The following is a 25689-nucleotide window of genomic DNA, read 5'->3' as shown; positions in this document are numbered from 1 at the left end:
AGATGGCAGGGGCTTGGGAACACCAGACTAAACGATATTGGTGGTTGAGTTGAGTGTTGGTTAGCATCAGGTGAAATAGTTGCTGCAGAACGACAACGACCGACAGGACACGCCATGAAGCCCGAAACCATCGCCCTCCATCACGGCTACGCTCCCGACGACCAGCACGCCGTCGCGGTGCCGATCCACCAGACCACCTCGTTCTCCTTCGACAATGCCCAGCACGCGGCCGACCTGTTCGACCTCAAGGTCGAGGGTAATATCTATTCGCGCATCATGAACCCAACCTGTGCGGTGCTGGAACAGCGCATCGCCGCGCTGGAGGGTGGAATCGCCGGCCTGGCGGTCGCTTCGGGCATGGCCGCAATCACCTATGCCATCCAGACCATCGCCGAGGCCGGCGACAACATCGTCTCGATCAGCGAGCTGTATGGCGGTACCTATAATCTCTTCGCGCATACCTTGCCGCGCCAGGGTATCGAGGTGCGCTTCGCCGACAAGGACGACATCGAAGGCATCGAGTCACTGATCGACGCACGCACCAAGGCGGTGTTCTGCGAAAGCGTCGGCAACCCGTCCGGTAGCGTGGTCGACATGGCAAGACTGACAGAAGCCGCGCATCGCCACGGCGTTCCGGTGATCGTCGACAACACCGTGCCCACGCCTTTCCTGTGGCGCCCCATCGAGCACGGTGCCGATATCGTCATCCATTCCGCGACCAAGTACATCGGCGGCCATGGCACCACGATCGGTGGCGTGATCGTCGACTCGGGCAAGTTTCCCTGGGCCGACCATCCCCAGCGTTTCCCGCTGCTCAACGAGCCGGACGTTTCCTACCATGGGGTGAGCTACACCCGCGACGTCGGTGAAGCCGCCTTCATCGCGCGGGCCCGTGTGGTGCCGCTGCGCAATATGGGCGCGGCGCTCTCGGCCCAGGCGGCCTGGAACCTGCTGCAGGGGCTCGAGACGCTGGCGCTGCGCATCGAACGCATCTGTGCCAACGCACTCAAGGTGGCGGAATACCTGGAGGGACACCCAGCGGTTAACTGGGTCCAGTATGCCGGTTTGCCGGGTCACAAGGATCACGCCCTGGCCAAGCGCTACATGAATGGCCATGCCTCGGGCATTCTCAGCTTCGGTATCCAAGGCGGGCGCGAGGCGGGAGCGCGTTTCTACGATGCCCTGGGCATGATCCTGCGGCTGGTGAACATCGGCGATGCCAAGACCTGCTCGTCGATTCCGGCTGCGACCACCCATCGTCAGCTCAATGACGAAGAACTCGTGGCCGCCGGTGTGACGTCCGACATGGTCAGGCTCTCCATCGGCATCGAGCACGTCGACGACATCATCGCGGACCTGGAGCAGGCACTGGCCGCCAGCCAGGCCTGAAAATACACCGGGCGTCTCGCAAGGCGAGGCACCCGGTGTCCGCCAACGAAAAAACAGTCGAATCGGAGATACAGGAAAAAGAGCTATCGGCCATTCCAGGTGGCACTTGAGTAGCGCTTTCGTCTGTCAGGCGAAAGTGGTGATGCGAATGTCGGTTACTTAACGTTAAGCTCCCAAAACACCTATAACAAAGAGACGACACGCATGCGGATACTGATGCTCCTGCTGGCCGCGGTTGCGCTTGCCGCCGGCTTTTTGATCGGCTACCGCGGCGGCGCCGAATGGCAGGCGCTCCTCTCGGTGGGGCTGGCATCGTCAGCGGGCGCTCTGCTCGCACTGAGCGGGCTGGCTGCGATTCATCGCGCGGGTGCCGATTCGCTGGCCAACGATCGTTTCCATGTCTGGCTACCCGCTTCGCGCGACTATCTCTCCCTGCGGCGCATGGCGCATGGTCTGATCCAGCAGGCCAGCACCACGGCGATCGCTTCCGCCGAAGTATCCCATCACGCCGATCGAATGGATCAGCGCCTGGAGCGCCAACAGCAGACCGTGCGCGAAGCGTCGTCGAGCATGGGCGCGATCACGTCGGCCATCGAGCAGGTTGCCGCCAGTGCCGCCAACGTCGCCACTCTGGCCAGTCGCTCGCGCGACGCCAGCCATGTCAGCCGGGAATCGCTGGGGCAGGTCATCGAGGAGATGCAGGCACTCGCCGAACGTTCGGAAGAGGCGCTCGAGTTGCTGAACATGCTGAGCGAGAAGGCCGACAGCGTGCGCCATGTGACCTCGCTGATCGAGGAAATCGCCGAGCAGACCAACTTGCTGTCGCTCAATGCCTCGATCGAGGCGGCGCGTGCCGGCGAGCACGGCCGCGGCTTCGCGGTGGTGGCAGGAGAGGTGCGTCAGCTCGCCGGGCGCACCGCCGATGCCACGCGCAATGTCGAGGCGCTGGTCGGCGATATCGGCGACAGCAGCCATCGCGTGGTCGACACCATCGGTCACTTGATGCAGCGCGTCGGCGACCGGGCCAAGGAGATGAGCAAGGTCGGCGAGCAGCTTACCGAGATGACCGGTCATTTCGACCAGGTGGAAGGTGAGATTCGCTCCATCGCCGAGGCCATGGAGGACACCAATCGACACTCACAGCGCGTGGCCGGGACCCTGGGCACGCTGGAGGAGGACGCAGAGCAGGGCAACCGCGACATGCACGGCCTGGCGAGCCAGGCACGTGCTCTGATGGCCGGTGCCGAGGCGGTCGATGCGGCGCTCGCTCAGCAGCGCCTCGAAGGGCGTCATCAGCAGGTATTCGAGGCCGCACGCCAGGCGGCAGCGAAAATAGGCGCATTGCTCGAATCGGCCATCAAACGCGGTGAACTCGACGAGCAGACCCTCTTTCATGCCCAGTACACGCCGATTCCCGGTACCAACCCGCAGCAATACGAGACCGGGTACGTCAACTACACGGATGAAAACTTCCCCGCCATCCAGGAACCGCTGCTCGAGCGTCTCGGTGTCGCCTATGCCATCGGCATCGATCGGCGTGGTTATATTCCCACTCATAACGTCGCCTCCAGCCGGCCACCCACCGGCGACTATGAGCACGATCTCAAGTTCTGCCGCAACCGGCGCATCTACGAGGACACCACCGGACAGCGCTGCGGGACCCACGAGGAGACCCTGCTGTTGCAGACCTACAAGCGCGATACCGGCGAAGTGATGCACGATTTGTCGGTGCCGATCTATGTGGGCGGCAAGCACTGGGGTGGCTTCCGCGTCGGCTACAAGCCCGAGACAGCGTAAGCCTTCGAGCGCTGGCGCGGCCTCGCCTCGTCAGCGCTGCTCCGGCGAGGATGGAGTGCCGGCCGGCGCCAGCGGCGAACGTGTCCGGGTATTCCAGGCCGACCAGGAGTAGAGCGCAAGGCTGACCCAGATCAGCAGGAAGGTGGCGAGTTGCGTTGGCGAGAGTGGTTCGCGAAACACCAGCAGTGCGATGAAGAACTGAATGGTGGGGTTGAGGTACATCAGAAAACCCAGCGTAGCGAGCCGCAGCCGCCGAGCTGCCCCGGCAAAGGCCAACAGCGGCAGGGCGGTGATCACGCCGCTGGCAATCAGCAGCAGTGTGATGCCCGATTCACCCAGGAAATGGGAGAGTTCGGCGGCGCTGAGCCAGGCCAGTGCCATCAGCCCCAGCGGTAGCAGCAAGAGAGTCTCCACGAACAAGCCGGAGAGCCCGTCGAGAGGCACCTGCTTGCGCAGCAGACCGTAGGTGCCGAAACTCAGCGCCAGCGTCAGGCTGATCCACGGCAACTCGCCGAGCAGCAGCAACTGGATGGCAATGGCCGAACCCGCCAGCAGGACGGCAATTCGTTGCACTCCGGTCATGGCCTCGCGCAGTACCACCATGCCCAGCGCCACGTTCACCAGCGGCGTGAGGAAGTAGCCCAGGCTGGCCTGGAACACCTGACGGCTTTCGACGGCGTAGATATAGAGCCCCCAGTTGATGGCGATCAGCAGTGCGCAGCCGAGCACACGGCCCAGGCGCCTGGGTTCGGCGAGTGCCTTGCGGATGGGATCCCAGCGCTTGAGCAGGGTGACCAGAACGACCAGGAACAGGCACGACCAGATGACGCGATGAACCAGTATCTCGTAGGCGGGAACGCCTTCGAACAAGGCGAAGAACAGTGGAAAGCAGCCCCACATGACGTAGGCGGCCAGGCCGAAGCCGACGCCGCGTGCGGCTTCACGATCGCTCAAGGACTGCAAGGGCATTGCCGGTTACTCTGGTGACGTAGAGCTGTAATTTAGCAGCCTATTGAATTCGCCTCCATGGCCTCGGTGACGTTCGTGACGCAAAGCAAGGTCCGGGCTGACGTCATTGCCTGCCTGGGTTAGGCTGAAGCGATAGACGAGCGACTGCAAGGGAACCATCCATGAGCGATTTGCGTACGACCCTGGTTCAGTGCGACCTGCGCTGGGAAGATCCCGAGGCCAACTGCCGGATGCTCGAAGAGCAGCTGGGCGGGCTCGGCGGCGACGAGACCGACCTCATCGTGTTGCCCGAGATGTTCTCCACCGGCTTCACCATGAACTCCCGCGAGATGGCCGAGCCCATGGAGCAGAGCCGTGCCGTAGCATGGCTGACCGAGCAGGCGTGCAAGCGCAACTGCGTCATGACCGGCAGCGTGGCCATCGTCGAGGATGGCCACTATTTCAACCGGCTCGTTTGGGCACGACCGGACGGCAGCCGCGTCTGCTACGACAAGCGACACCTGTTCCGCATGGCTGGCGAGCACGAGCGTTATTCCATGGGCCACGATAGGGTGATCGTGACGCTGAAGGGGTTCCGTATCCTGCTCAGCGTCTGCTACGACCTGCGCTTTCCCGTGTGGCTGCGCCAGAGCCCTGGGCCCGGCGAGCACTTCGAGTACGACGCATTGCTGTGCGTGGCCAACTGGCCGGCGCCGCGGCGGCATCCGTGGCGCATCCTGCTGCAAGCCCGGGCGATCGAGAACCTGTGCCCCGTCATCGGCGTCAATCGCGTCGGAGAGGACGCCAATGGCATGCGCTATTCCGGCGATTCCATGCTGGTGGACTTCAAGGGTGAGGCAATCATCGACGAGCCGCCCGATACGGCTTTCATCAAGAGCGCAACGCTTTCTCATGCAGACCTCGTGGCGTTCCGTGAGAAGTTTCCCGCCTGGCGCGACGCCGATCATTTCACATTGTCCGATGGGGTCGGGTTCTGATGCGGCTCGACCGTTTTCTGGCTGAGACCACCGAACTGACCCGCAGCCTTGCCAAGAAGGCGCTGCATCGTGGCGAGGTCAGCGTCAATGGGGAGGTTATCAAACAGCCAGCCAGCCAAGTGGGAGAATCCGATCGAGTGGAATGGGACGGCCAGCCGCTGGTCCTGGTCGGGTTACGCTACGTGATGCTCAACAAGCCAACCGGCGTGGAGTGCAGCGCGCGCCGCGGCTTGTACCCCAGGGTAGTGGAGTTCATCGACTTGCCCAAGGCCGAACGTCTGCAAGCCGTGGGCCGGCTCGATGTCGACACTACCGGGCTGGTACTGCTGACCGACGACGGCCAGTGGTCACACCGCGTGACGGCGCCGCGCAAGCGCTGTGCGAAGGTATATCGGGCCACCCTGGCGGAACCTCTCGCCGGCGAGGCGCTGGCCGCGGCCGTCAAGTGCTTCGAGGAAGGTATTCTACTCGAGGGCGAAGAGAAACCGACGCTGCCGGCCAGGCTCGTCATGCGCAATGACTACGAGGCCGAACTCACCCTCTACGAAGGGCGCTACCATCAGGTCAAGCGCATGTTTGCCGCCATCGGCAACCACGTCACGGCGCTGCACCGGGAATCGGTAGGGCCATTGACGTTGGGCTCTCTCGAACTCGGCGAGTGGCGCGAGCTGAGTCCCGACGAGGTCGCCATGTTCGCCTGAGTCAGGCGGAAGGCTCATAGGTTTCGCTACGGTCGCGACCCCTATGCTTGGCCCGATAGAGTGCCTGATCGGCCAGGCGAATCAGCTCTATCGGGTCGTCGGCATGAGCTGGATAGCTGGCGATACCGCATGAAAGGCTGACGCAGCCGAGTGTTTCGCCACCGTGCAGGAAACACTGTCGCCGCATCGAATCCAGCAGCCGCTCGACGGCTTCATTGGCCTGCAGCGCCGTGGCTCCGGGCATCACCACGACGAACTCCTCACCACCCAGGCGGCACACCACGTCGGCCTCGCGGAAATGCTCGTCGATCAGGCTTGCCGTGGCTATCAGTACCGCATCGCCAGCCTCATGCCCGTGCAGGTCATTGAAATGTTTGAAGTGATCGATATCGAGCATGATCAAGGCAAGTGCCGAGCCACGCCTGGCGATGGCCGCCTCGTGAGCGAAGATCTCGTCGAAGTGGCGACGGTTCTTCACACCGGTCAAGGGATCCTGGTAGGAGAAGGCTCGAAGCTGCTCGACCATGTGCTGCAGATCCTGGGTGCGATCCTCCACTTGACGCTCAAGGTGTTGATTCAGCTCGACCAGTTCACGCTGGGTCATAGCATAATGGCGCAGCGAGATCGCCACTATGGCAAGGCTGAAGCCCAGCGCTCCCAGGCTGACCGGAACTCGCTGCCACGGTAACAAGCCATGGGCTACCGCCATGTCGAGCAGCAGCAGCAGGCCGAACAAACCATAGGCCGCGATAATGAGCCGTTGCTCCCCATTGAGTTGCTTCAGGTGTACGGCAATGAGGGCAAACAGCAGCGGCAGGCTGATGGCTAGCAGGAGGTCGTAGACGGGAAAGGTGCTGGAGAGATTGACGATACCGCTGAGAGCCAATGCCAACGCCAGGACAAGATAACCCAGGTGGAACTGCCACAGTCGACGAATCCAGCGCGAATGGTGGCTCTTGAACCAAGGCTCGAGCAGCAGGCCGATGCCTACCGGCAGCGCGTAATACCCCGCCGCCGCAAGGTAGTTCCATAACAGTGGCTTATCCAGCAGCAGCTGGCTGGCCTGGGTCTCGGCAAGGATCATCACGCCGGAGGCAAGAGAAAAGAGCCCGATGCCGGCAAAGGTCTGGCGGCGCCGATGGATCAGCGCGAAGCTGCCGGCCAACAGTGAGAGCAGCAGGCAAAAGGCGCTTACCGCCAGGTCGGGCGCCGAACGGTTCAAGATCATGCGGAAGAACTCCGGGCGATCCATCAGGCGAACTTCGCCCCAAAGGCCGATATCGGTGTAGTTGGAGTAGACTCGAAAGGTGAGCTGCCTGCCGGCGAAATCTTCGGGAAGGCTGATTGCGTGCCAGAGCCAGCCGATGAAAGGACCTTCGCCTCGGTCGTCGAAACTGCCGTGCTGGTAGATAAGTTCGCCATCCAGATAGGCTTGGGCAATCAGGTCGATGCTGTAGATATAGAGTATCGGATCGCGCCATTCGCCAGCAGGGAGAGTAGTTCTGAACCACACATGATGGTTTGCCTCTCGGCCGGGTGGGTTGGACGGGAAATCGATGGATTTCCAGTCCTCCTCAGAATCCGATTCGATGAGCCAGACGGGCGTACCGTCGTCAAGTCGTGGTGAGTCCCCCCAGCGGTAGGTCCATCCTTTGTCGAGGGCCACGGAGGATGCCGTCGCCACGATGGGAAGCAAGAACAGCGCCAATAGCGTGGATAGCCGCAGAGGGGTGACGAGGCTGCGCATGTTGGGCGTTCCTGTATTCCTGACGAGCCCCAGTATAAAACATAGCCGGATATAGGGCGCGTTCAGCGTGCTTAACCGATACACGGGGTCTTATACCGTTATCTTTCATCTGGCATTCAACACAACATCCACCCGGCTGAGGCATTTACTGAGTCTGCACAACAAGTCCTGCTGCCTTCACCAGCTCACGAGTGTAATCGCTGGTAGGTTCGGCCAGGAGTGCCTGGCACTCACCTTGTTCCACCAGTTCCCCATCCTTCAACACCAGCACGCGGTGAGCCATGGCACGCACCACGGCCAGGTCGTGGCTGATGAAGAGAAAACTCAACCCCCGGCGGGCCTGCAAATCGCGTAGAAGTTCGACGAGTTGCTTCTGTACGGTGCGGTCCAGTGCCGAGGTGGGTTCGTCGAGTACCACTAAATCCGGCTCCAAAATCAGGGCACGGGCGACGGCAATCCGCTGGCGTTGACCGCCTGAGAACTCGTGCGGGTAGCGTGCCGCACAGTCTTCCGGCAGGCCAACTTCCTTGATCGCCGCCCGCACGCGCTTCTCCACCTCCGCATCGGTAAGGTCAGGATAGTGGAAGCGCAGGCCTTCGCTGATGATGTCGGAGACCGGCATGCGCGGCGAAAGCGAGCCGTACGGATCCTGGAATACTACCTGGATGCGGCGGCGACGCTTGCGCAGGGCATTGCCGGTCAGCCGGTCCAGACGTTCGCCGCCGAACTCGATTTCGCCGCGACTTTCCACCAGCCTCAGCAATGCCATGGCAAGAGTAGTCTTGCCCGAGCCGGATTCGCCGACGATACCCAACGTCTCGCCTGGGGCCAGGTGCAGGTCGATCGGCTTGACCGCCTCGAAAGCAGGGGCGCGCTTGGCAAATAGACGCTTGGGGCGCTGGAAGCTCACTGCCACGCCACGCGCCTCGAGCAGCACCTGAGTCGAGCTGACGGGTACTGGCCGACCGGTCGGCTCGGCATCCAGCAGCGTCCGCGTATAAGCGCTGCGTGGCGATACAAAGACCTCACCGACGGGGCCCGTCTCTTGTTCCTGGCCGTCGTAGAGCACGCAGACCCGGTCAGCGTGGCGTCGCACCAGGTTGAGGTCGTGGGTGATGAAGAGCATGCCCATGCCATGACGATCGCGCAGCTCGGCGAGCAGGGCCAGAATCTCCTGCTGCACGGTGACATCGAGTGCAGTGGTGGGCTCGTCGGCAATCAGCAGCTCCGGGTCGTTGGCGATGGCCATGGCGATCATCACGCGTTGACGCTGGCCGCCCGAGAGCTGATGCGGCCAGGCATCGAGCAGTTCATCGGCACGTGGCAGCTTGACCTGCTCCAACAGCTTACGGGTTCGCTCACGCGCCGCACGGCCCGACAATCCCTGATGCAGCCGCAGGGTCTCACCGATCTGCTTGGCCACGGTGTGCAGTGGGTTGAGTGAGGTCATCGGCTCCTGGAACACGAAACCGACGCGACCGCCCCGCAGCGCCTGCCAATCGCGTCCCTTCAGCGCGGTGAGGTCGGTATCGCCCAGCCAGCGGTCGCCCGTGACCTGAGCGTTGTCCGGCAACAGGTTCATGGCGCCGAGGGCGGAGACGGACTTGCCGGAACCGGATTCACCGACCAGTGCCAAAGTTTCACCACGTCGTACTTCCAGGGTCAGCTCGCGGAGAACCGGCTTGCCGTCGAAGGCAATCGAGAACTTGTCGAGGCGCAGCAAGGTTTGGGAGCGAGTATCAGGCATTGGGCTGGGTCCTGGTCAGCGGCGTGGCGCTGGATGCATGCTGAATGTGTCGGGGGTCGAAAGCGTCGCGCAGCCCTTCGCCGATGAAGACCAGCAACGAGAGCATCAGTGACAGGCTGACGAAGGCGGTGATGCCGAGCCAGGGCGCATGCAGGTTGTTCTTGCCCTGAGCGACCAGCTCACCCAGCGAAGGCGAACCTGGGGGCAGCCCGAAACCGAGGAAGTCGAGCGCCGTGAGGGTGGTGATGGCGCCGGTAAACAGGAAAGGGATGAAAGTCAGGGTCGCTACCATGGCGTTGGGAAGCACGTGGCGCCACATGATCAATCGCGACGGTAACCCCATGGCCTTGGCGGCACGCACGTATTCGAGGTTGCGGGCGCGCAGGAACTCGGCACGCACCACGTCCACCAGGCCGAGCCACGAAAACAGCAGCATGATTCCCAGCAGCCACCAGAAACCGGGCTGGACGAAGCTGGCCAGGATGATCAGCAGGAACAGGACCGGCAGTCCCGACCAGATCTCGGTCAGTCGTTGCCCGATCAGGTCGGTCTTGCCGCCGAAGTAGCCCTGGATGCCGCCGATGATCACGCCCATGGCCAGCGAGCCCCCGGTCAGTACCAGGGCGAAGAATACCGACAGGCGAAAGCCGTATATCACGCGTGCCAGAACGTCGCGACCCTGGTCGTCGGTGCCCAGCCAGTGCCGTGAGTCGGGAGGCGAAGGCGAGGGGCGCATGATCTGCATGTCCAGCGTCTGGTAGGAGAAAGGGATCAACGGCCAGACGGCCATGCCATGCTCATCGATCTGCTCGCGTATGAAGGGGTCGTGATAATCGGTACGGGTAGGCAGGAAGCCGTCGAATTCCGTCTCGGGGTAATCCACCAGCAACGGCACGTACCACTGGCCGTCGTAGCGCATGACAATGGGTCTATCGTTGGCGATCAGCTCGGCCGCCAGGCTCACCACGAACAGGGCGAGGAAGATCCACAGCGAGATCCGGGCACGACGGTTGCTGCGAAAGACGTCGATGCGGCGCCGCGCAATTGGCGAGAGCTTGGAAGTGAAGGCAAAGGCCATGGCTCAGGATTCCCTCGTCTCGAAGTCGATGCGCGGATCCACCCACACATACGTGAGGTCGGAAATCAGCTTGAGGATCAGCCCGATCAGGGTATAGAGGAACAGCGTACCGAAGATCACTGGGTAGTCGCGCTGCATCACCGCTTCGAAACCGAGCAGCCCGAGCCCTTCGAGGGAGAAGATCACCTCGATGAGCAAAGAACCAGTGAAGAAGATCGTCACCAGGGCCCCGGGCATGCCGGCGATGATGATCAGCATGGCGTTGCGGAACACGTGACCGTAGAGGGTACGGCGGTCACTGGCCCCCTTGGCGCGTGCCGTCAGTACGTACTGCTTGTGGATCTCATCGAGGAAGCTGTTCTTCGTCAACATGGTCAGGGTGGCGAAGCTGCCAATGGTCATGGCCGTGACCGGCAGGGTGATGTGCCAGAAGTAATCCTTGACCTTGCCCCAGGCGGAAAGCTCATCGAAATCCGGCGAGGTCAGCCCGCGCAGGGGGAAGAGATCCCAGTAGCTGCCGCCGGCGAACAGCACGATCAACAGAATGGCGAACAGGAAACCGGGGATGGCATAACCGACGATGACCAAGCCTGAGGTCCACACATCGAAGCGCGAGCCGTGGTGCAGTGCCTTGCGTATCCCCAGCGGAATCGAGATCAGGTATACCAGCAGCGTGGTCCATAGTCCCAGTGAGATAGACACCGGCAAGCGTTCGACCATCAACTCCACCACCGGTCGATCGCGGAAGAAGCTGTTACCGAAGTCGAAGGTGGCGTAGTCACGCATCATGGTCAGGAATCGAATATGGGCCGGCTTGTCGAAGCCGAATTGCTGCTCGAGCTGTTCGATGAAACGAGGGTCGATCCCCCGGGCGCCGCGCGACTCGTCCTGCACCACCACGTCGCCACCCCCGGCGTCCAGGCGCGTACTGGCCATGGCGTCCATACCCTCGAAGCGAGCCAGCATCTGATCGATCGGTCCACCTGGTGCGGCCTGGACGATGATGAAATTGAGCAACATGATGCCGATCAAGGTGGGAATCATCAGCAACAGGCGGCGCAGGATGTAGCGACTCACGATAGATCATCCTTGTGGAAACGTGGTGACGAATGGCGACGACCTACCTGCGTCGTAGACGACGGTTCAGCTCGTCCTCGCGGTCGGTGTCCACCCACCAGGCCGAAAGGTCGAAGCCGTACTCGGGGAAAGGCTCGGGGTAGCCGAACTTGTCCCATACCGCTATCCGCGTCTCCCCGGAATGGTACTGGGGAATGGTGATGAAGCTCCACAGCAGCACACGGTCCAGCGCGCGGGTAGCGGTATTGAGCTCCTCGCGGCTGTCGGCGCGAATGAGCCGCTCCACCAGGTCATCCACGGCCGGGCTCTCTAGCCCCATCAGGTTGCGGCTCTGGGGAGAATTGGCAAATTCGCTGGTCCAGTATTCCCGCTGCTCGTTGCCCGGATTGTTGGACTGCGGGAATTGACCGACGACGATGTCGAAATCGAAACTGCGCAGGCGGTTGAGGAACTGGTTGATGTCGACGATGCGCAATCTCCCCTGGATGCCGAGCCGCGACATGTTGCGGAGCATCGGCTGCACGACTCGCTCCATGCCGCTGTCGTACAGCATCACCTCGATGGTGAGAGGGCGCCCGCGTTCATCCACCAACGTGCCGTCGCGTACCTCATAGCCGGCTTCAAGCAGCAGGTCGTAGGCGAGCCGCAGGCGTTCGCGCAGGTCGTCAGGATGGTCGATGGGCACTGGGCTGTCGAATACGCGCGCGGGCAGCTCCTCACGATACGGCTCGAGCAATCCGAGCTCAGCCTCGCTCGGCAATCCCTCGGCCGCCATCTCGGAATTCTGGAAATAGCTTTCGGTAGGGTGGTAGGAGTCGTAAAAGAGGTTGGCATTGAGCCAAGGAAAGTCGAAGGTCAGGTTGAGGGCTTCACGCACCCGTGGGTCCTGGAACTTGTCACGCCGCAGGTTGAAGACGAAAGCCTGCATGCGCGAGGGAGTGCCGTCGGGCACGGTGATGCGCTTGACCAGGCCTTCATGAAAGGCTGGGAAATCGTAGCCGATCGCCCAGGTCGAAGCTCGGGCATCGATGCGATAGTCCATCACTCCGGCCTTGAAGGCCTCCCAGGCGATGTCCCGGTCGCGATAGTAATCGTAGATCAGCCGCTCGATATTGTGCCGCCCCACGTTGACGGGCAGATCGCGTCCCCAATACTCCTCGTCGAGACGATAGACGATGCGCCGACCCGGCTCGACGCTGGCAATGCGGTAGGGGCCTGAGCCGGGGTGGCGGGCCAGTGTCGGCGCGCTGAAGTCACGCTCTTCCCAGTAGTGCTTGGGCAGGATCGGCAGCTGGCCGACGATCAATGGCAGCTCGCGTGATTCGTTGGTGGAGAACTCGAAGCGTACGGTGTGACGGTCCAGCGCCACCACATTCTCCACGTCGGAATAGTAACCGCGATAGAAGGGATTGCCTTCCTCGATCAGCAGGTTGAAGCTGAACACCACATCCTCGGCAGTTACCGGCTCGCCGTCATGGAAGCGCGCCTCGGGGCGCAGATCGAATTCGATCCAGTGGCGATCCGGATCCAGGCGAATCCCATCGGCCAGTAGACCATAGACGCTGAATGGCTCGTCGACGTTCTCGGTGAGCAGAGTGTCGTAGATCTGGCCGACGCCGATGGCCGGCGTACCGCGAATGATGAAGGGATTGGTCGAATCGAAACTGCTGCCCACCGCAGCCTGAGTCATGCTGCCACCCTTGGGCGCTTCCGGGTCGACGTAGGGAAAGTGGCTGAAGTCGGCAGGCAAAGCCGGCTCATCGTAAAGCGCCAGGCCATGCACGGTCGGCACTTCGTCAGCCGGTACTCCATCAGTCGATGCTCTATCAGTCGATACTCTGTCCGCTTCGGTGGCGAATGACGATGCTCCCCAGCCAAGCAACAGGCAACAGAAGAGGGTGGAACGCAAGACGAACCGCATCACTGACATCCTTGGTCGAGGCTGGCCCGGCATCCCGGGCGTTACCGCCATAAGGTGTCAGGCCATCCGCCGCTTGTAAACCTCGATGTGCGACGGATGGTCACTGCCGGATTCAACGTGCCGCAAGGCTGCGGCGAGGAATTTCGAGCTGCTGGCCGGTGCGGATGACATCGCCGTTGAGGCCATTGTGCCGGCGCAGTTCGGCCACGCTGATGCCGTGACGGCCGGCAATGGCAGAGAGACTGTCGCCACGCTGGACGAAGTACTGCTCGCCTTCGACGGGAGCCGAGGGAGCCGGCGCACTGAGTTCTGCCAGCACAGCCTCTTCCTGTTCGATCGGCACCAGTACCACGTCAACCGTGGCGGGGCTGGCATTGCCATTGGTCAGTCCGGGATTCAACGCGACGAGTTCTGCCTGATCCACGCCCGCCACGTTGGCCAGCTGCGACAGCTGGATGGGCGCTGTGACCGGGACCTTGGCGAAAGCGGGAGCGTCGTCGATCTCGGGTAGTGCGATGCCATGGGCTTCGGGATCATCGATGATGGCGGCGATGGCGTTGAGCTTGGGCAGGTAGTTCATCGTCTCGCTGGGCAATTGCAGATGCCAGTAATCGTTGGGCTCACCCCGTGCGGCTGCGGCGTGACGAGCCCGATTGACCGTGCCGGCGCCGGCATTGTAGGCCGCCAGCGAGAGTTCGATGTCCCCCTCGTACCACTGCTCGGCCTGCAACTCGATGTAGTCCAGCGCCGCCTGGGTCGAGGCGATGACATCAAGGCGAGCGTCGTAGCCGTTGCGGCGACGCAGCCCCAGGGCATCGGCGGTACCGGGCATGAACTGCCACAGGCCGGCGGCACCTCGATGACTCCGGGCCAGGGGATCGTAGGAACTCTCCACGAAGGGAATCAGGCCGATCTCGCCCGGCAGTCCCCGCAGCTCGACCTGCTCGGTGATCCAGGCCATCCAGGGTCGGGCACGTTCGATGATCTCGGCAATGTTGCCCGGGTTGGCACGGTAGTGGTCGATCCACTCCTGTACCCGTGCGTCATGGCGGCGATCGTGCCATTCCAGATTGTCTCGCAACCGTTCCCAGGCATCACCGGGGAGAAATTCGAGGTTAAGGTCATCCCAGAAATGATGGGTCGACGAGACCGGCCCAGTGCCGGGATGAGGACTTGCCAGTAGCGTCGGGCTGGTCGCCGACAGTGCACCGATCAAGGCGATACCACCGGCAAGGGCCAAGGTCCATTGCCGCGTCGTTCGGTAGGTCATGCTTACTCCTTCAGGACAGGTGTCGTGCACGCTGCCCATGGGATGCGTCAAATCTCAGAAACTGTCTTTCCAGGCACGCAGGGTGGCGAAAGTGGCCTGGTCGGTGTCGGTATTGCCGTGCCGTGCAGCGGTGGCGCGTACATCGGGCTCACCGCAGCGCAAGAAAGGGTTGATTCGCTTCTCGCGGGCCAGATGGCTCGGTAGGGTGGGCCGGTCGAGATCGCGAGCGCGCTGTGCCTCGACAATGGCATCGGTAACGTCCCGGTTGTGCGGATCGGCTGCCTGGGCGAACCTGAGGTTGGCCAGAGTGTATTCATGTCCAGCGAATATCAGCGTGTCGTCCGGCAGGCCGCTCAGGAGCTGCAGGGAGCGGTGCATCTGCTCGGGGGTCCCTTCGAACAAGCGGCCGCAGCCTGCGGAGAAGAGGGTGTCGCCGCAGAATAGCAGCGGCGGGATGCCTGCGGTGAAGAAGGCGATATGATCGAGAGTGTGGCCCGGCACCTCATGGACATCGAAGCGTCGCCCCATGACTCGACAGGTATCGCCTTCCCCGACACGCTCCGTCAAGCCGTCGATGTCCGGGTTGTCGGGGCCGATCACCTGCGGCGAGTAGCGCTCGATGAGTTTCGGCAGGCCACCGATATGATCGGGATGATGGTGGGTGACGAGAATGGTGCTGAGCGTGAGCCCCTCTTGCTCCAGAATATGGATAATCGGCTCTGCATCCCCTGGATCCACGACACAGACTTCCGGGGTCGTATCCTGACGCATGAGCCAGATATAGTTGTCGCTTAAAGCGGGAATCGGTGTCACGCTCAGCATAGGCGGTCTGTCCTTCGTCGCGTCGTCAACCGAAGTGAGTGGCGGTCGTTGGTCCGTTCCTCACCCCCGGCGGCACAGCAGGGCGCCACCGTGGGTGCTCGCTCGCAGTGGGTCGAGCACGGCAAAAAGCCAGAAATGGCCTGCAAAACCGGTGATCATGGAGGTATTGATCAGCAATGTCAAACCCGCATGAAGCGCTTGCCCTGGCACGGCTGTGTCGAGAAGGGCGCCGCTACTGGTCCAGTGAAGACGGGCAGGCCCACTGGCGCGCCGAGCGAGCCTGCCTGGGACCGATCTGCGAGAATCTGCACGGCGGCCATAGCCTGGAACTCGGCATTGGGCCTTCGCTTACCGACATGTCGCCCATCCGCCATAACATACGCTGGGCACCGACGATTGAGATGTCCGAGTCCGCTTCCGCCCTGGTGTGCCCTCTGGATGCGCTCGCACTGCCCGATGAATGCCTTCACCTGGTCATCGTTCATCATCTGCTGGAGGTCGTCGACGAGCCCCATCGGCTGCTGCAGGAAGCAGCCCGGGTCACCGCTGACGACGGCTGCCTGATCGTGCTCGGCTGGATGCCGTTGGGCTTGAGCGGTCTCGCGCGACTCTCGCCCGGGCGCCGGAGTCGCTTGCCTTGGCGTGGACATTGGCGTACGCCATCCAAGCTGGGTGAGTGGCTCGCATTTGTCGACTTCCGCGTCGAGCGGGTAGACTACTGCGGCTTTCACCTGCCCGGCAGCCTGCCCAACAATGCCGCCCTGGAAACGCTGGGGCGACGCCATAACGTGCCGCTGGGCGACAGCTATATCATTCACGCCCGCCGCCGAAACCGACTCGCTCAGAGCCAGCGTCCCAGGCTGAGGCTGCAGGGCTCTTTGGGCGGTGGTGCGCTGGGTCATGCCACGCGTGTCGGCAGTACCGCACCGGAACCGAGCAGAAGGACCACCGAAGTTGAGTGCCAGTGACCCCGACAAGCCATTACCCAAAGTCATCATTCATACCGACGGTGCCTGTCGTGGCAATCCCGGGCCAGGAGGGTGGGGGGCCGTGCTGTGCAGTGGCCGGCATGAGAAGACCCTGAACGGCTTCGAGGCGACCACTACCAACAACCGGATGGAGTTGATGGCAGCGATCATGGCGCTGCGGGCGCTCAAACAGGCCTGCGAAGTGGAACTGTGGACCGATTCCGAGTACCTGCGGCGTGGCATTACCGAATGGATCCATAACTGGATGAAGCGCAACTGGAAAACGGCAAGCAAGCAGCCGGTCAAGAACGCCGAGCTGTGGCGGGAGCTGCTCGAGGAGACTCACCGTCACCGCATCCATTGGCACTGGGTCAAGGGGCACAGCGGCCATCCGGGCAATGAGCGAGCCGATGCGCTGGCCAACGCCGCCATCGATGCCCACTGGAGCCGTGGCACGTCGCAAACTACCCAACCTGAGTCCTAGATCATGCGTCAGATCGTTCTGGATACCGAAACCACCGGCATCGATCCTCGCGAGGGCCACCGCTTGATCGAAATCGGTGCCGTTGAACTCGTCAACCGGCGCCTGACCGGCAACACGTACCATCAGTACATCAACCCGCAGCGCGAGGTCGAAGCCGAAGCCATCGGCGTGCATGGCATCACCAACGAATTTCTCGTCGACAAACCGGTATTCGCCGAAGTCGCCGATGCTTTCTGGGAATTCATCCGCGGCGCGGAGCTGGTGATCCACAATGCCGCGTTCGACGTCGGCTTCATCGACCATGAGTTCACGCTGTTGCTGAGTACCCGCGGCGAGCCGCGCCTGGGCCCGGTGGCCGAGCACTGCCGCATCCTTGACACCTTGCAGCTGGCTCGCGAACGCCACCCGGGGCAGCGCAACAGCCTCGATGCGCTGTGCAAGCGCTATGAGATCGACAACGGTCGCCGCGTGCTGCACGGCGCACTGCTCGATGCCGAGATCCTGGCCGATGTCTACCTGGCCATGACCGGAGGACAGACGGCGCTGTCACTGGATGCGGAAGAGCGGAGTAATAGCCAGGCCATGGCCAGTGGCCTCTCGATCAGGCGCATGACGCTTCCCGCCGGCAGTCTTCGCGTGCTGCGTCCTGGCGACGACGAGCTTGCAGCGCATCAGGCCAAACTCGAGCAAATTCGCCAGGCAGCAGGAAGCTGTCAGTGGGATGCCTTGGCGAGCCAGCCCCAAGGGAACGGCGATGCTGCGCCGTGAGTTGCCGCTCGAAGCCAACCATGGGCGGCTGATTCGAGTCGCGGCCGGGCGAATAGCGCCCGGCCCCGACGACAACCCATTGCAGGCCGAACAGCCCTGGCCGGACAGCGTTCAACCACTGGCCTACTGGCATGGGGAGCCGGTTGCGCTATCGGTGGAAGAGCAGGCCGGGGAGGACTGGCCCGACGGTCGTCAATGGCTTTCCCGGCTCCCTGAATCCTGGTTTCCGCTGATCTCCACGGCCCTGCAAGTGGCGGCCTGGTTGCGAGACCATCGCTTCTGCGGCCGCTGCGGGGCGCCTGCCTCGCGACTCGACGCCGAGTTCGCCATGCACTGCGAGCAGTGCGGACACCGTAACTATCCCCGGATATCTCCCTGCATCATTACGCTGGTGACGCATGGTGATGCCATGCTGCTGGCTCGCAGCCCACGCTTTCCGCCTAGCCGCTATTCCACACTGGCGGGTTTCATCGAACCGGGTGAGTCGGCCGAGGAGGCGGTGCATCGAGAGGTGTATGAAGAAGTGGGTATCAGTGTGGGTCGGATACGCTACTACCGTAGCCAGGCCTGGCCTTTCCCTCATGCCCTGATGCTGGGTTTCTTTGCCGAAGCGGCCAGCCGTCGAATCCGCATCGACGGTATCGAAATTGCCGATGCGGCCTGGTTTCACCCGAAGCGACTACCGCAACTGCCACCACTCTATTCCATTTCACGCGCACTGATCGAAACCCATCTTGCCGAGGTGGCCGACGGCATCGACCCATTACGCTGACCGGAATGCAACGAGCCGCCCGGAGGCGGCTCGTTGCATGCGGCAAGTCCGTCGTTCAACGATTCGGGAACAGGCTAGTCAGCTTGGTCGCCAGCATCACGTTTCCGGTGGCCTTCAGCTTGCCGGTCATGAACGCCGTCATGCCATTGACTTCACCGGTCATGATGCCTTTCAGCGTATCGCTGCTCATGGAGAGCGATACGGAAGGGTCGTCATGTTCGCCTTCCTCGACCGACAGGGTGCCATCCTTGATCACAAGGTAGTGGCTGCCGTTGTCGCTGAAGTGGAACTGAAAGACATCATCCATGCCCTGGGCAGCCTGGGGGTCGAAGCGCTCTTGCAGCTTGTCTAGTGTCGATGTCGAGGTGGACATGGGATGTTTCCTTCATGATTGGTCGAGTGAGTTGGAGGCCCTTCTGGTAGAGATTATTTCAAACGGTTGTTTCAATCAAGCCCGTTGTCAGTGGCGCCGTACGAGGTCACGATTGGGCGATCAACCCAAAACGGAGTGGCGACGTGAATGAATGGCTGATGGACATGGGGCGTTTCGTCGTACAAATGTCGATTCTGACCCTGCTGGTCGTGGTTGCGGTCATGGTGATCGCTCGTATCAAGAGCGAGGCGGGTGAGCGCGTTCGACTGCGGGTCGAGGAGCTGAACGCTCGTCACGAATACCGCCGGCGTCGCCTGGCCTTGGCCGCTACCGAGCCGAGCGCTCGCAAGCGCCTGGCCAAGGCCTTTCGACGCGATGACAAGAGCCGCTCCAGGGTTGGCCGCAAGCAGGCCGACGACTCCCGCTGCACGGTATGGGTGCTGGATTTTCACGGTGACCTGAGGGCCACGGGGGCGGGGCGGTTCGCCGAGGAGATCTCCGCGGTCACGGCGGCGGCTGACGCAGGGGATGAAGTCGTGATCCGCCTGGAATCGGCAGGAGGGCTGGTGCACGCCTATGGCCTGGCGGCCGCCCAGGTCGACCGGCTGCGCGAAGCGGGGCTCAGTACCACTGTCTGCGTGGACAAGGTGGCGGCCAGCGGTGGCTACTTGATGGCTTGCGCCGCGGACCAGCTTCGTGCCGCACCGTTTGCCGTTCTGGGCTCGATCGGTGTCGTGGCTCAACTGCCCAATGTCCATCGCCTGCTCAAACGCCACGACGTTGATATCGAGCTACTCACAGCAGGTGAGTACAAGCGGACCCTGACCGTATTCGGTGAGAACACGGAAGAAGGACGCGAGAAATTCCAGTCGGACCTCGACCACATTCACGAACTGTTCAAGCGACATGTGGCCGAGCGTCGTCCAGCCCTGGACATCGAGGCAGTGGCGACGGGCGAGGTGTGGTACGGGCACGACGCGCTCGAGAAGGGGCTGGTGGATGCCCTGGGTACCAGCGAGGCCTATCTGGTGGCGCGGATGGAGGAGGCGCGGGTCGTCCGCGTGTGCCTGGAAACTCGGCATCCGATGGGAAAACGGCTCGGCCTGGCCGTCAGGGAGGGCGTGGAAGGCGGAGTCGAGCGAGTGCTTGAACGACTCGATGCCAGCCGTTGGGAGAAGCGCTGAGCCGGCTACCCGGACCCGGGCTTCGTCACGCTTCCTGCAGCCGCACTAGCGCCCCGATCATCTGGCGCGCCTGTTCCCCCTGTAGCGAGTAGTAGATGGTCTGCGACGCTCGGCGCGTCGAAACCAGGCCTTCGCGGCGCAGGATGGCCAAGTGCTGGGACAGTGCCGATTGACTCAAGACCAGCCGCTGGTTGAGCTCGGTCACCGATAACTCGGAGCCATCCAGCAGACACAGGATGCGTAGTCGGTTGTCATTCGCCAGCGCCTTGAGTAGCGCGGTGGCCTGGTCGATGGCCGGATTGCCGGCCTGGAGAAGGCGGGATGCAGCGCTGTGCGAGGTGCTCATGATGATCTCCCCGTGTTGCTGCCCGGGCCAGGTCTGGCTACGAGCAGGCGGCTTCAGGCGGCTACCTCAGCCAACGACAGAGAGCGCAGATTACCTGTCGCAGGCAGTGCGATCTGGTAGTGCCCAGTTTTTGTCATGGCATTGCTGATTTAGTCATCATTGATAGTGACTCTGCGACTGTCAAACGAAGAATCAACTTAGCAACGTTTCGTATCGCCAAGCACCCTTAATTGTCGACAATAATTCTCATAAATAAGGCTGAGGTGTATTGTTTGCGCCGAATTAGCCGATGGTATGAAGGAAATTTCGGTGGAAGTCTCTAAAGTGTCAACAATCCAAGTGGCGATGCCGGACAAGACGCTCATGACAACCTACAATGCCGAATTCCAACGCTCCATCGAACAACCGGAAGCCTTCTGGGCCGATCAGGCACGCCGGATCCCGTGGTTCACGCCGCCCACGACCATTCTCGAATACGACGAGCAGGGCCATGCCCGCTGGTACACCGACGGCGAGATGAACATCTGCCATGCGGCGCTGGACCATCATGTAGCTCAGGGGCGTGGCGACCAGCCGGCCATCTATTGGGATTCGCCGGTGACAGGCGCCAAGCGCACCCTGACCTATCGCGAAATGCGCGACGACGTGGCGCTGTTCGCCGGGGCCTTGAAGGGGCTCGGCGTGGAGAAGGGCGACCGGGTCGTCATCTACATGCCCATGGTGCCGGAAGCCTTGGTGGCCATGTACGCCTGCGCACGACTGGGGGCAGTGCATTCCGTGGTCTTCGGCGGCTTCGCCCCGCACGAGCTTGCCGTTCGAATCGACGATGCCCGGCCGAAGGTCGTTGTCGCCGCCTCCTGTGGCATCGAGATAGACCGGGTGATTCCTTACCAGCCGAACATCGACAGAGCCATCGAGCAAAGCGAGTACAAACCCGATGCCTGCATCTATCTGCAGCGCGAGCAGCAGCGTGCCGAGCTAGGCGCTCGCGACCACGAATGGGCGACGCTGATGCAGAACGCGACGCCAGCCGACTGCGTGCCGGTCAAGGGCAGCGATCCGCTATACGTGCTGTATACCTCCGGCACCACCGGCAAACCCAAGGGCGTCGTTCGCGATACCGCGGGCTACGCGGTGGCGCTGCACTACTCGATGGAGACCATCTACGACGTGGCGCCGGGCGACGTATTCTTCTCCGCCTCGGACGTGGGCTGGGTAGTCGGCCACTCCTATATCGTCTACGCACCGCTGCTGCGTGGTTGTACCAGCGTGGTGTACGAGGGCAAGCCGGTCAAAACGCCGGATGCCGGCGCCTTCTGGCGTTTGATTAGCCAGTACCGGGTCAAGAGCTTCTTCACCGCACCGACGGCCTTCCGTGCAATCAAGAAGGAGGACCCCGACGGCAAGCTGCTGCAGCAATACGACATTTCCTGCCTGAAGGCGCTGTATCTAGCCGGCGAGCGCCTCGACCCGCCGACGTTCCATTGGCTCGACGATCTGCTCGAGGTGCCGGTGATCGATCACTGGTGGCAGACCGAGACCGGCTGGCCGATCGCCGCCAACCTGCAGGGGCTCGAGGCGATGCCCACCAAGGCCGGCAGCGCTACCGTGCCGGTGCCCGGCTTCAACGTGCAGGTTCTCGATCGCGAGGGCGAGCAGGCCGGGCCGATGGAGCAGGGCAGCGTGGTCATCAAGCAGCCCCTTCCACCGGGTTGCCTGGTGGGAATATGGGGCGATCCGAAACGCTTTCACAGCGCCTACATGGCGGCTTTCCCCGGCTACTACCTGACCGGCGATGGCGGCTACTTCGACGAGGATGGCTATCTGTTCATCATGGGGCGTACCGATGATGTCATCAACGTGGCGGGTCACCGACTCTCGACCGGAGAGATGGAAGAGGTAGTCGGCGCGCACAAGGCAGTGGCCGAGTGCGCCGTCATCGGCATCCACGATGCGCTCAAGGGGCAGGTCCCTGTCGGCCTGGTGATACCCAAGGATGGCTTCGACGGCGACGAGGTCACGCTCGAGAACGAATTGATCGCCCTGGTACGCGAGAAAATCGGTCCGGTTGCCTGTTTCAAGCAGGTGCTGGTGGTCAATCGGTTGCCCAAGACCCGCTCCGGCAAGATCCTGCGCAAGCTGTTGCGCAATATCGCCGACGGCAAGGAGTACGGCGTACCCTCGACCATCGACGATCCGGCCAGCTTGCAGGATGTGCATGAAGCCATGAAGGAGCGTGACGTCGGCTCCGCACAGGAGGCCCGCCAGGTCTGAGCCAGGCCGACTCGGAAACTTGCAACGCGCCGCCTCCTGGCGGCGCGCTTCGTTGATGCCGGCAATCACACATTGGCCAGTATCATCGGTGCCGCGTATAATCGCCGCCTCATTCCGGTAACCGATTCTGTCGGGCGCCGGCGAGGGTTCCCTCACCCCTCATCTGTCGACATGGCCACACCAAGGCCGCCAAAAAGGATTCGCTCATGTTCGTCTTGTCGGAAGCGCAGCAGCGCCGCTGCCTGTTGCTATTGGTGTCATTTCATATCCTGGTGATCGCCGCCAGCAACTATCTCGTGCAGCTGCCTTTTACCCTGTTCGGTTTTCACACCACCTGGGGAGCGTTCAGCTTTCCCTTCATCTTCCTGGCAACCGACCTCACGGTCAGGCTGTTCGGCAAAGGGCCGGCCCGAGCCATCATCATGCGGGTCATGCTTCCAGCGCTGGTCATCTCCTATGTCGTCTCGGTCATCTTTCCGCGCGGTAGTTTCGTCGGACTCGAAGCGCTGGGAGAGGGGAACCTGTTCGTGGCTCGTATCGCGCTGGCGAGTTTCATGGCCTATGTGTTGGGCCAGTTGCTCGACGTCCAGGTCTTCGACCGCCTGCGCGGTTTGCGGGCCTGGTGGATAGCGCCTGCGGTTTCCACCGTACTGGGCAACCTTGCCGATACCGCGGCGTTCTTCGCCATGGCATTCCATCGCAGTCCCGATCCTTTCATGGCGGCGAACTGGGTCGAGATCGCAACGGTGGACTACGTGATCAAGCTCGCCATCAGCCTGTTGTTCTTCCTGCCGCTCTATGGCGTGTTGCTGGCCTGGCTGAGCCGCAGGCTGGTGGAGTTCACCGGACAGCAGGACCTGGCTCCACAACGTTCCTGATCGGCAGGCATCGTCAAGCCAACCAAGGGGGAGAAGCATGAGCGTCGAACTCAACTATCACGACACCGGTGGAGATGGCACGCCTCTCATCGTGATCCATGGCCTGCTGGGCAGCGCCGACAACTGGCGCTCTCATGTCAAGCAGTGGCAGGCGCAGCGACGTGTAGTAGCGGTCGACCTGCGCAACCACGGTCGCTCGCCGCACGCCGAAGGCATGAGTTACCGCGAGATGGCCGAAGACTTGCTGGCACTCATGGATCGCCTGCATATCGAGAAGGCGCACCTGCTCGGCCATTCCATGGGTGGCAAGGTCGTCATCAGCCTGGCGCGACTGACGCCAGAGAGGGTGGTATCGCTGATCGTGGCGGATATTGCGCCACAGGCCTATGGGCATGGCCATGACGCCGTATTCGCCGGGCTCAGGCATCTCCAGCGTGGCAATCCCACCAACCGGCGCGAAGCCGATGAGCTGCTGGCCGAGCATGTCGAGGAGCGTGCCACCCGGCTGTTTCTGGCCACCAACCTGGAGCGAGGGGAAGATGGCGGCCTCGGGCTGCGAATCGGCCTCGACCAGATCGAAGCCGGCTACCGCGACATCATGCAGGGGCCGGCCGGAGAGGGAGCCTTCGAAGGACCGGTGCTGGTGCTACGAGGAGGGAAATCGAACTACGTTCCGGATTCGGCCTTGCCGAATTTGCGCGAAGTGCTTCCCAACTCACGCCTGGTCACTCTCGAAGAGGCGGGCCACTGGCTGCATGCCGAGCAGCCCGAGGCCTTCCAGTCAGCGGTCAACGATTTTCTGGATTCGCTGGCTGCCTGAGGAGTGTCAGGGAGCGGCCGTCCCGAGATCGATGGCGAGCCGCTCCAGCGGCGTAGCAGCCTCGACCGCGCCTGCATCGAGGAGGAATTGCTCGAAGCGCAGGTAGCGCCCCCGATCCACGGCTGCCGGCTGCAGTGCCAGGCGAGGGAAGATATCATCCCAGGCGTCTCGGCTGCTGTGGTCGGCGAGTGCGGGCTCAGCCCTCTCCAGCAGCTGCCAGGCCTCCTGCGGGTGATTGACGATCCATAGAGTGGCCTCTTCGAGAGCCGATATCAGCCGCCGCACGGCATCGCGCTTGCCATTGAGCTGGTCCCTATTGGCCATCATGATCAAGCCATCGTATGCGGGTAGCCCGTACGCCTCGCTTGGCAAGATTCGTGTCATTACCCCCTCATCGGCCAGTTGCCGTGGGAGCAGATAGCGATGATGCACCAGCACCCCATCGATACGCTGCTCTCGCATGGCATCAAGGACCGAGTAGCCGACGTCCTCGAGCTCCACAAGCTCCAGACCACTGGCCACGCCCAGCAGCTCCTTGAGCATGCCTGCCAGCAGCGCATCGCGCCCGTCGACACCGATAAAACCGATATGCAGCCCCTCGAGCGAAATCTCGCGCCTCTCGTTCTCGAGGCTATCGCTCAACACCAGACCTGAAACGGGGGCCGCGACCAGGGTGGCCACGCGTACCAGAGGCAGCCCCTTGTCAGCCAACAAGTGCAGTTGGGGTTGCCGCCCCAGGGCCAAGTCGGTACGGCCTGCCGCCAGCAGCTTGGCAGGCACGCTGGGGTCCGCTGGCACGACCAACGCCACATCCAGCCCGCGACGAGCGAACATCCCTTTTTCACGCGCCACCAGCAGGGAGGCATGCTGGGGATTGAGATACCAGTCCAGGGTGACGGTCAGGCGGGTCGTCGGCGGCGGTACGATGGGATCGGCAGGCTCACTGACCATCGTGGGCACATCCAGCGCCGGCCCGGTTAAACGCTCCGGCTCGGTGAGCCGCCGCTCATGCGGTTCGATCGACGGTCGGCGCTCGCGGTGCCCAGAGTCCTTGATCGACGGCGGCACCTCTATCACCGGCGTGGCTTCGCTTGGCGCCAAGGCCTCGGTATCCCGCAGCAGCAAGGAGGGTACCTTGACGATGGTATCGAGCCGCAGCGGGGGAGCGGGAAGCGGCACGGCTTCCCTGTCGGCTTCAGCAGGAAGCTGCGGTGAAAACGACATGAGGAGAATGACGATCGTTCCAGCCAAGGCGCGCGCCATGCGGCTACGGTGGGGCTTGGCCATGGATGGAAATCTCCGGGAAATACGTAAACATCGGTAAGCG

General features: G+C 62.4%; 23 protein-coding genes. 12 read left to right on the top strand and 11 right to left on the bottom strand.

The features are described from left to right. Positions 1–114: 114 nt before the first annotated feature. Together ACRWQA_RS10705 and ACRWQA_RS10700 are read left to right on the top strand one after the other, a co-directional pair. Positions 115–1389, top strand: coding sequence for an O-acetylhomoserine aminocarboxypropyltransferase/cysteine synthase family protein (locus tag ACRWQA_RS10705; protein ID WP_434227644.1), 1275 nt, complete (start codon positions 115–117; stop codon positions 1387–1389). Positions 1390–1593: 204 nt separating this feature from the next. Next, entirely contained in the window at positions 1594–3186 is a 1593-nt protein-coding gene (locus ACRWQA_RS10700; protein WP_434227642.1) for a methyl-accepting chemotaxis protein, read from the top strand. 30 nt (positions 3187–3216) lie between these two features. Here the strand turns inward: ACRWQA_RS10700 and rarD are convergent, their stop codons facing one another. After that, positions 3217–4155 carry an EamA family transporter RarD gene (gene rarD, locus ACRWQA_RS10695; RefSeq protein ID WP_434227640.1) on the bottom strand — a complete coding sequence of 313 codons (939 nt, stop codon included), beginning with the start codon at positions 4153–4155 and terminating at the stop codon, positions 3217–3219. A 161-nt stretch (positions 4156–4316) separates the two neighbouring features. Here rarD and ACRWQA_RS10690 point away from each other — a divergent pair, with 161 nt between their 5' ends. Together ACRWQA_RS10690 and ACRWQA_RS10685 are read left to right on the top strand one after the other, a co-directional pair. Further along, on the top strand, positions 4317–5132 hold the full coding sequence (locus tag ACRWQA_RS10690) for an amidohydrolase (RefSeq protein ID WP_434227638.1): 816 nt from the start codon (positions 4317–4319) through the stop codon (positions 5130–5132). After that, positions 5132–5833, top strand: coding sequence for a pseudouridine synthase (locus tag ACRWQA_RS10685; RefSeq protein ID WP_434227637.1), 702 nt, complete (start codon positions 5132–5134; stop codon positions 5831–5833). The genes ACRWQA_RS10690 and ACRWQA_RS10685 overlap by 1 nt, the downstream gene beginning before the upstream one ends. Position 5834: 1 nt before the next feature. Here ACRWQA_RS10685 and ACRWQA_RS10680 read toward each other — a convergent pair whose 3' ends face one another. The 7 genes from ACRWQA_RS10680 to gloB all read right to left on the bottom strand — a co-directional run bounded on the left by ACRWQA_RS10680 (position 5835) and on the right by gloB (position 15495). Further along, positions 5835–7580 (bottom strand): GGDEF domain-containing protein, encoded by a 1746-nt coding sequence (locus ACRWQA_RS10680; protein WP_434227636.1) that lies wholly within the window; start codon positions 7578–7580, stop codon positions 5835–5837. 145 nt (positions 7581–7725) lie between these two features. After that, the gene (locus tag ACRWQA_RS10675; RefSeq protein WP_434227634.1) at positions 7726–9327 is read right to left on the bottom strand and encodes an ABC transporter ATP-binding protein; all 1602 of its coding nucleotides are present in this window, start codon (positions 9325–9327) and stop codon (positions 7726–7728) included. Continuing rightward, entirely contained in the window at positions 9320–10405 is a 1086-nt protein-coding gene (locus tag ACRWQA_RS10670; RefSeq protein ID WP_434227632.1) for an ABC transporter permease, read from the bottom strand. The genes ACRWQA_RS10675 and ACRWQA_RS10670 overlap by 8 nt, the downstream gene beginning before the upstream one ends. Positions 10406–10408: 3 nt before the next feature. Continuing rightward, complete coding sequence (locus ACRWQA_RS10665; RefSeq protein WP_434227631.1) at positions 10409–11482, bottom strand: microcin C ABC transporter permease YejB; 1074 nt, start codon at positions 11480–11482, stop codon at positions 10409–10411. Between the two features lie 43 nt (positions 11483–11525). Continuing rightward, positions 11526–13403 carry an extracellular solute-binding protein gene (locus tag ACRWQA_RS10660; RefSeq protein ID WP_434227629.1) on the bottom strand — a complete coding sequence of 626 codons (1878 nt, stop codon included), beginning with the start codon at positions 13401–13403 and terminating at the stop codon, positions 11526–11528. Positions 13404–13515: 112 nt separating this feature from the next. Further along, positions 13516–14673 (bottom strand): transglycosylase SLT domain-containing protein, encoded by a 1158-nt coding sequence (locus ACRWQA_RS10655; RefSeq protein WP_434227627.1) that lies wholly within the window; start codon positions 14671–14673, stop codon positions 13516–13518. Between the two features lie 54 nt (positions 14674–14727). Continuing rightward, positions 14728–15495: a hydroxyacylglutathione hydrolase gene (gloB, locus tag ACRWQA_RS10650; protein ID WP_434227625.1), complete on the bottom strand. Its 768-nt coding sequence runs from the start codon at positions 15493–15495 to the stop codon at positions 14728–14730. Between the two features lie 176 nt (positions 15496–15671). On the opposite strand from gloB, the gene ACRWQA_RS10645 reads away from it, so the two are divergent. From ACRWQA_RS10645 to nudC, 4 genes are read left to right on the top strand one after another with little or no spacing between them, the layout of a single operon-like run. Then, complete coding sequence (locus ACRWQA_RS10645; protein WP_263579897.1) at positions 15672–16463, top strand: class I SAM-dependent methyltransferase; 792 nt, start codon at positions 15672–15674, stop codon at positions 16461–16463. Continuing rightward, positions 16450–16947: a ribonuclease HI gene (gene rnhA, locus ACRWQA_RS10640; protein ID WP_434227623.1), complete on the top strand. Its 498-nt coding sequence runs from the start codon at positions 16450–16452 to the stop codon at positions 16945–16947. Before ACRWQA_RS10645 ends, rnhA begins: the two co-directional genes overlap by 14 nt. Positions 16948–16950: 3 nt before the next feature. Further along, the gene (dnaQ, locus tag ACRWQA_RS10635) at positions 16951–17715 is read left to right on the top strand and encodes a DNA polymerase III subunit epsilon (protein WP_434227622.1); all 765 of its coding nucleotides are present in this window, start codon (positions 16951–16953) and stop codon (positions 17713–17715) included. Beyond that, positions 17702–18487, top strand: a complete 786-nt coding sequence (gene nudC, locus ACRWQA_RS10630) for an NAD(+) diphosphatase (protein ID WP_263583969.1) — start codon at positions 17702–17704, stop codon at positions 18485–18487. The genes dnaQ and nudC overlap by 14 nt, the downstream gene beginning before the upstream one ends. A gap of 55 nt (positions 18488–18542) precedes the next feature. Here nudC and ACRWQA_RS10625 read toward each other — a convergent pair whose 3' ends face one another. Next, positions 18543–18860: an SCP2 sterol-binding domain-containing protein gene (locus tag ACRWQA_RS10625; protein ID WP_263579900.1), complete on the bottom strand. Its 318-nt coding sequence runs from the start codon at positions 18858–18860 to the stop codon at positions 18543–18545. A gap of 143 nt (positions 18861–19003) precedes the next feature. On the opposite strand from ACRWQA_RS10625, the gene sohB reads away from it, so the two are divergent. Next, entirely contained in the window at positions 19004–20044 is a 1041-nt protein-coding gene (gene sohB / locus ACRWQA_RS10620; RefSeq protein WP_263579901.1) for a protease SohB, read from the top strand. Between the two features lie 25 nt (positions 20045–20069). Here the strand turns inward: sohB and ACRWQA_RS10615 are convergent, their stop codons facing one another. After that, positions 20070–20390 (bottom strand): ArsR/SmtB family transcription factor, encoded by a 321-nt coding sequence (locus ACRWQA_RS10615; protein ID WP_263579902.1) that lies wholly within the window; start codon positions 20388–20390, stop codon positions 20070–20072. Positions 20391–20753: 363 nt separating this feature from the next. On the opposite strand from ACRWQA_RS10615, the gene ACRWQA_RS10610 reads away from it, so the two are divergent. From ACRWQA_RS10610 to ACRWQA_RS10600, 3 genes are all read left to right on the top strand, one after another. Next, positions 20754–22664, top strand: coding sequence for a propionyl-CoA synthetase (locus ACRWQA_RS10610; RefSeq protein WP_434227619.1), 1911 nt, complete (start codon positions 20754–20756; stop codon positions 22662–22664). 206 nt (positions 22665–22870) lie between these two features. After that, entirely contained in the window at positions 22871–23542 is a 672-nt protein-coding gene (locus ACRWQA_RS10605) for a 7-cyano-7-deazaguanine/7-aminomethyl-7-deazaguanine transporter (protein ID WP_434227617.1), read from the top strand. A 37-nt stretch (positions 23543–23579) separates the two neighbouring features. After that, positions 23580–24362, top strand: coding sequence for an alpha/beta fold hydrolase (locus ACRWQA_RS10600; protein WP_434227615.1), 783 nt, complete (start codon positions 23580–23582; stop codon positions 24360–24362). Positions 24363–24368: 6 nt separating this feature from the next. On the opposite strand, the gene ACRWQA_RS10595 is transcribed toward ACRWQA_RS10600, so the two are convergent. Next, a complete protein-coding gene (locus ACRWQA_RS10595; RefSeq protein WP_434227613.1) occupies positions 24369–25649 on the bottom strand; it encodes an ABC transporter substrate-binding protein in 1281 nt (426 codons plus the stop codon). Positions 25650–25689 lie beyond the last annotated feature (40 nt).

Source organism: Billgrantia sp. C5P2, assembly GCF_051062895.2.
The sequence above is the reverse complement of the archived record's forward strand: the minus strand, read 5'-3'. Positions and strand labels throughout refer to the sequence as shown.

What these genes read in the sequence shown, in the direction of transcription:
- ACRWQA_RS10645 (WP_263579897.1), top strand. Translation starts at nt 15,672, where the DNA reads ATGTCAAACCCGCATGAAGCGCTTGCCCTGGCACGGCTGTGTCGAGAA.
- ACRWQA_RS10655 (WP_434227627.1), bottom strand. Translation starts at nt 14,673, where the DNA reads ATGACCTACCGAACGACGCGGCAATGGACCTTGGCCCTTGCCGGTGGT.
- ACRWQA_RS10605 (WP_434227617.1), top strand. Translation starts at nt 22,871, where the DNA reads ATGTTCGTCTTGTCGGAAGCGCAGCAGCGCCGCTGCCTGTTGCTATTG.
- ACRWQA_RS10700 (WP_434227642.1), top strand. Translation starts at nt 1,594, where the DNA reads ATGCGGATACTGATGCTCCTGCTGGCCGCGGTTGCGCTTGCCGCCGGC.
- ACRWQA_RS10690 (WP_434227638.1), top strand. Translation starts at nt 4,317, where the DNA reads ATGAGCGATTTGCGTACGACCCTGGTTCAGTGCGACCTGCGCTGGGAA.
- dnaQ (WP_434227622.1), top strand. Translation starts at nt 16,951, where the DNA reads ATGCGTCAGATCGTTCTGGATACCGAAACCACCGGCATCGATCCTCGC.
- ACRWQA_RS10625 (WP_263579900.1), bottom strand. Translation starts at nt 18,860, where the DNA reads ATGTCCACCTCGACATCGACACTAGACAAGCTGCAAGAGCGCTTCGAC.
- ACRWQA_RS10615 (WP_263579902.1), bottom strand. Translation starts at nt 20,390, where the DNA reads ATGAGCACCTCGCACAGCGCTGCATCCCGCCTTCTCCAGGCCGGCAAT.
- gloB (WP_434227625.1), bottom strand. Translation starts at nt 15,495, where the DNA reads ATGCTGAGCGTGACACCGATTCCCGCTTTAAGCGACAACTATATCTGG.
- nudC (WP_263583969.1), top strand. Translation starts at nt 17,702, where the DNA reads ATGCTGCGCCGTGAGTTGCCGCTCGAAGCCAACCATGGGCGGCTGATT.
- ACRWQA_RS10595 (WP_434227613.1), bottom strand. Translation starts at nt 25,649, where the DNA reads ATGGCCAAGCCCCACCGTAGCCGCATGGCGCGCGCCTTGGCTGGAACG.
- ACRWQA_RS10675 (WP_434227634.1), bottom strand. Translation starts at nt 9,327, where the DNA reads ATGCCTGATACTCGCTCCCAAACCTTGCTGCGCCTCGACAAGTTCTCG.
- ACRWQA_RS10600 (WP_434227615.1), top strand. Translation starts at nt 23,580, where the DNA reads ATGAGCGTCGAACTCAACTATCACGACACCGGTGGAGATGGCACGCCT.
- ACRWQA_RS10705 (WP_434227644.1), top strand. Translation starts at nt 115, where the DNA reads ATGAAGCCCGAAACCATCGCCCTCCATCACGGCTACGCTCCCGACGAC.
- ACRWQA_RS10660 (WP_434227629.1), bottom strand. Translation starts at nt 13,403, where the DNA reads ATGCGGTTCGTCTTGCGTTCCACCCTCTTCTGTTGCCTGTTGCTTGGC.
- rarD (WP_434227640.1), bottom strand. Translation starts at nt 4,155, where the DNA reads ATGCCCTTGCAGTCCTTGAGCGATCGTGAAGCCGCACGCGGCGTCGGC.
- ACRWQA_RS10685 (WP_434227637.1), top strand. Translation starts at nt 5,132, where the DNA reads ATGCGGCTCGACCGTTTTCTGGCTGAGACCACCGAACTGACCCGCAGC.
- ACRWQA_RS10610 (WP_434227619.1), top strand. Translation starts at nt 20,754, where the DNA reads ATGACAACCTACAATGCCGAATTCCAACGCTCCATCGAACAACCGGAA.
- ACRWQA_RS10680 (WP_434227636.1), bottom strand. Translation starts at nt 7,580, where the DNA reads ATGCGCAGCCTCGTCACCCCTCTGCGGCTATCCACGCTATTGGCGCTG.
- ACRWQA_RS10670 (WP_434227632.1), bottom strand. Translation starts at nt 10,405, where the DNA reads ATGGCCTTTGCCTTCACTTCCAAGCTCTCGCCAATTGCGCGGCGCCGC.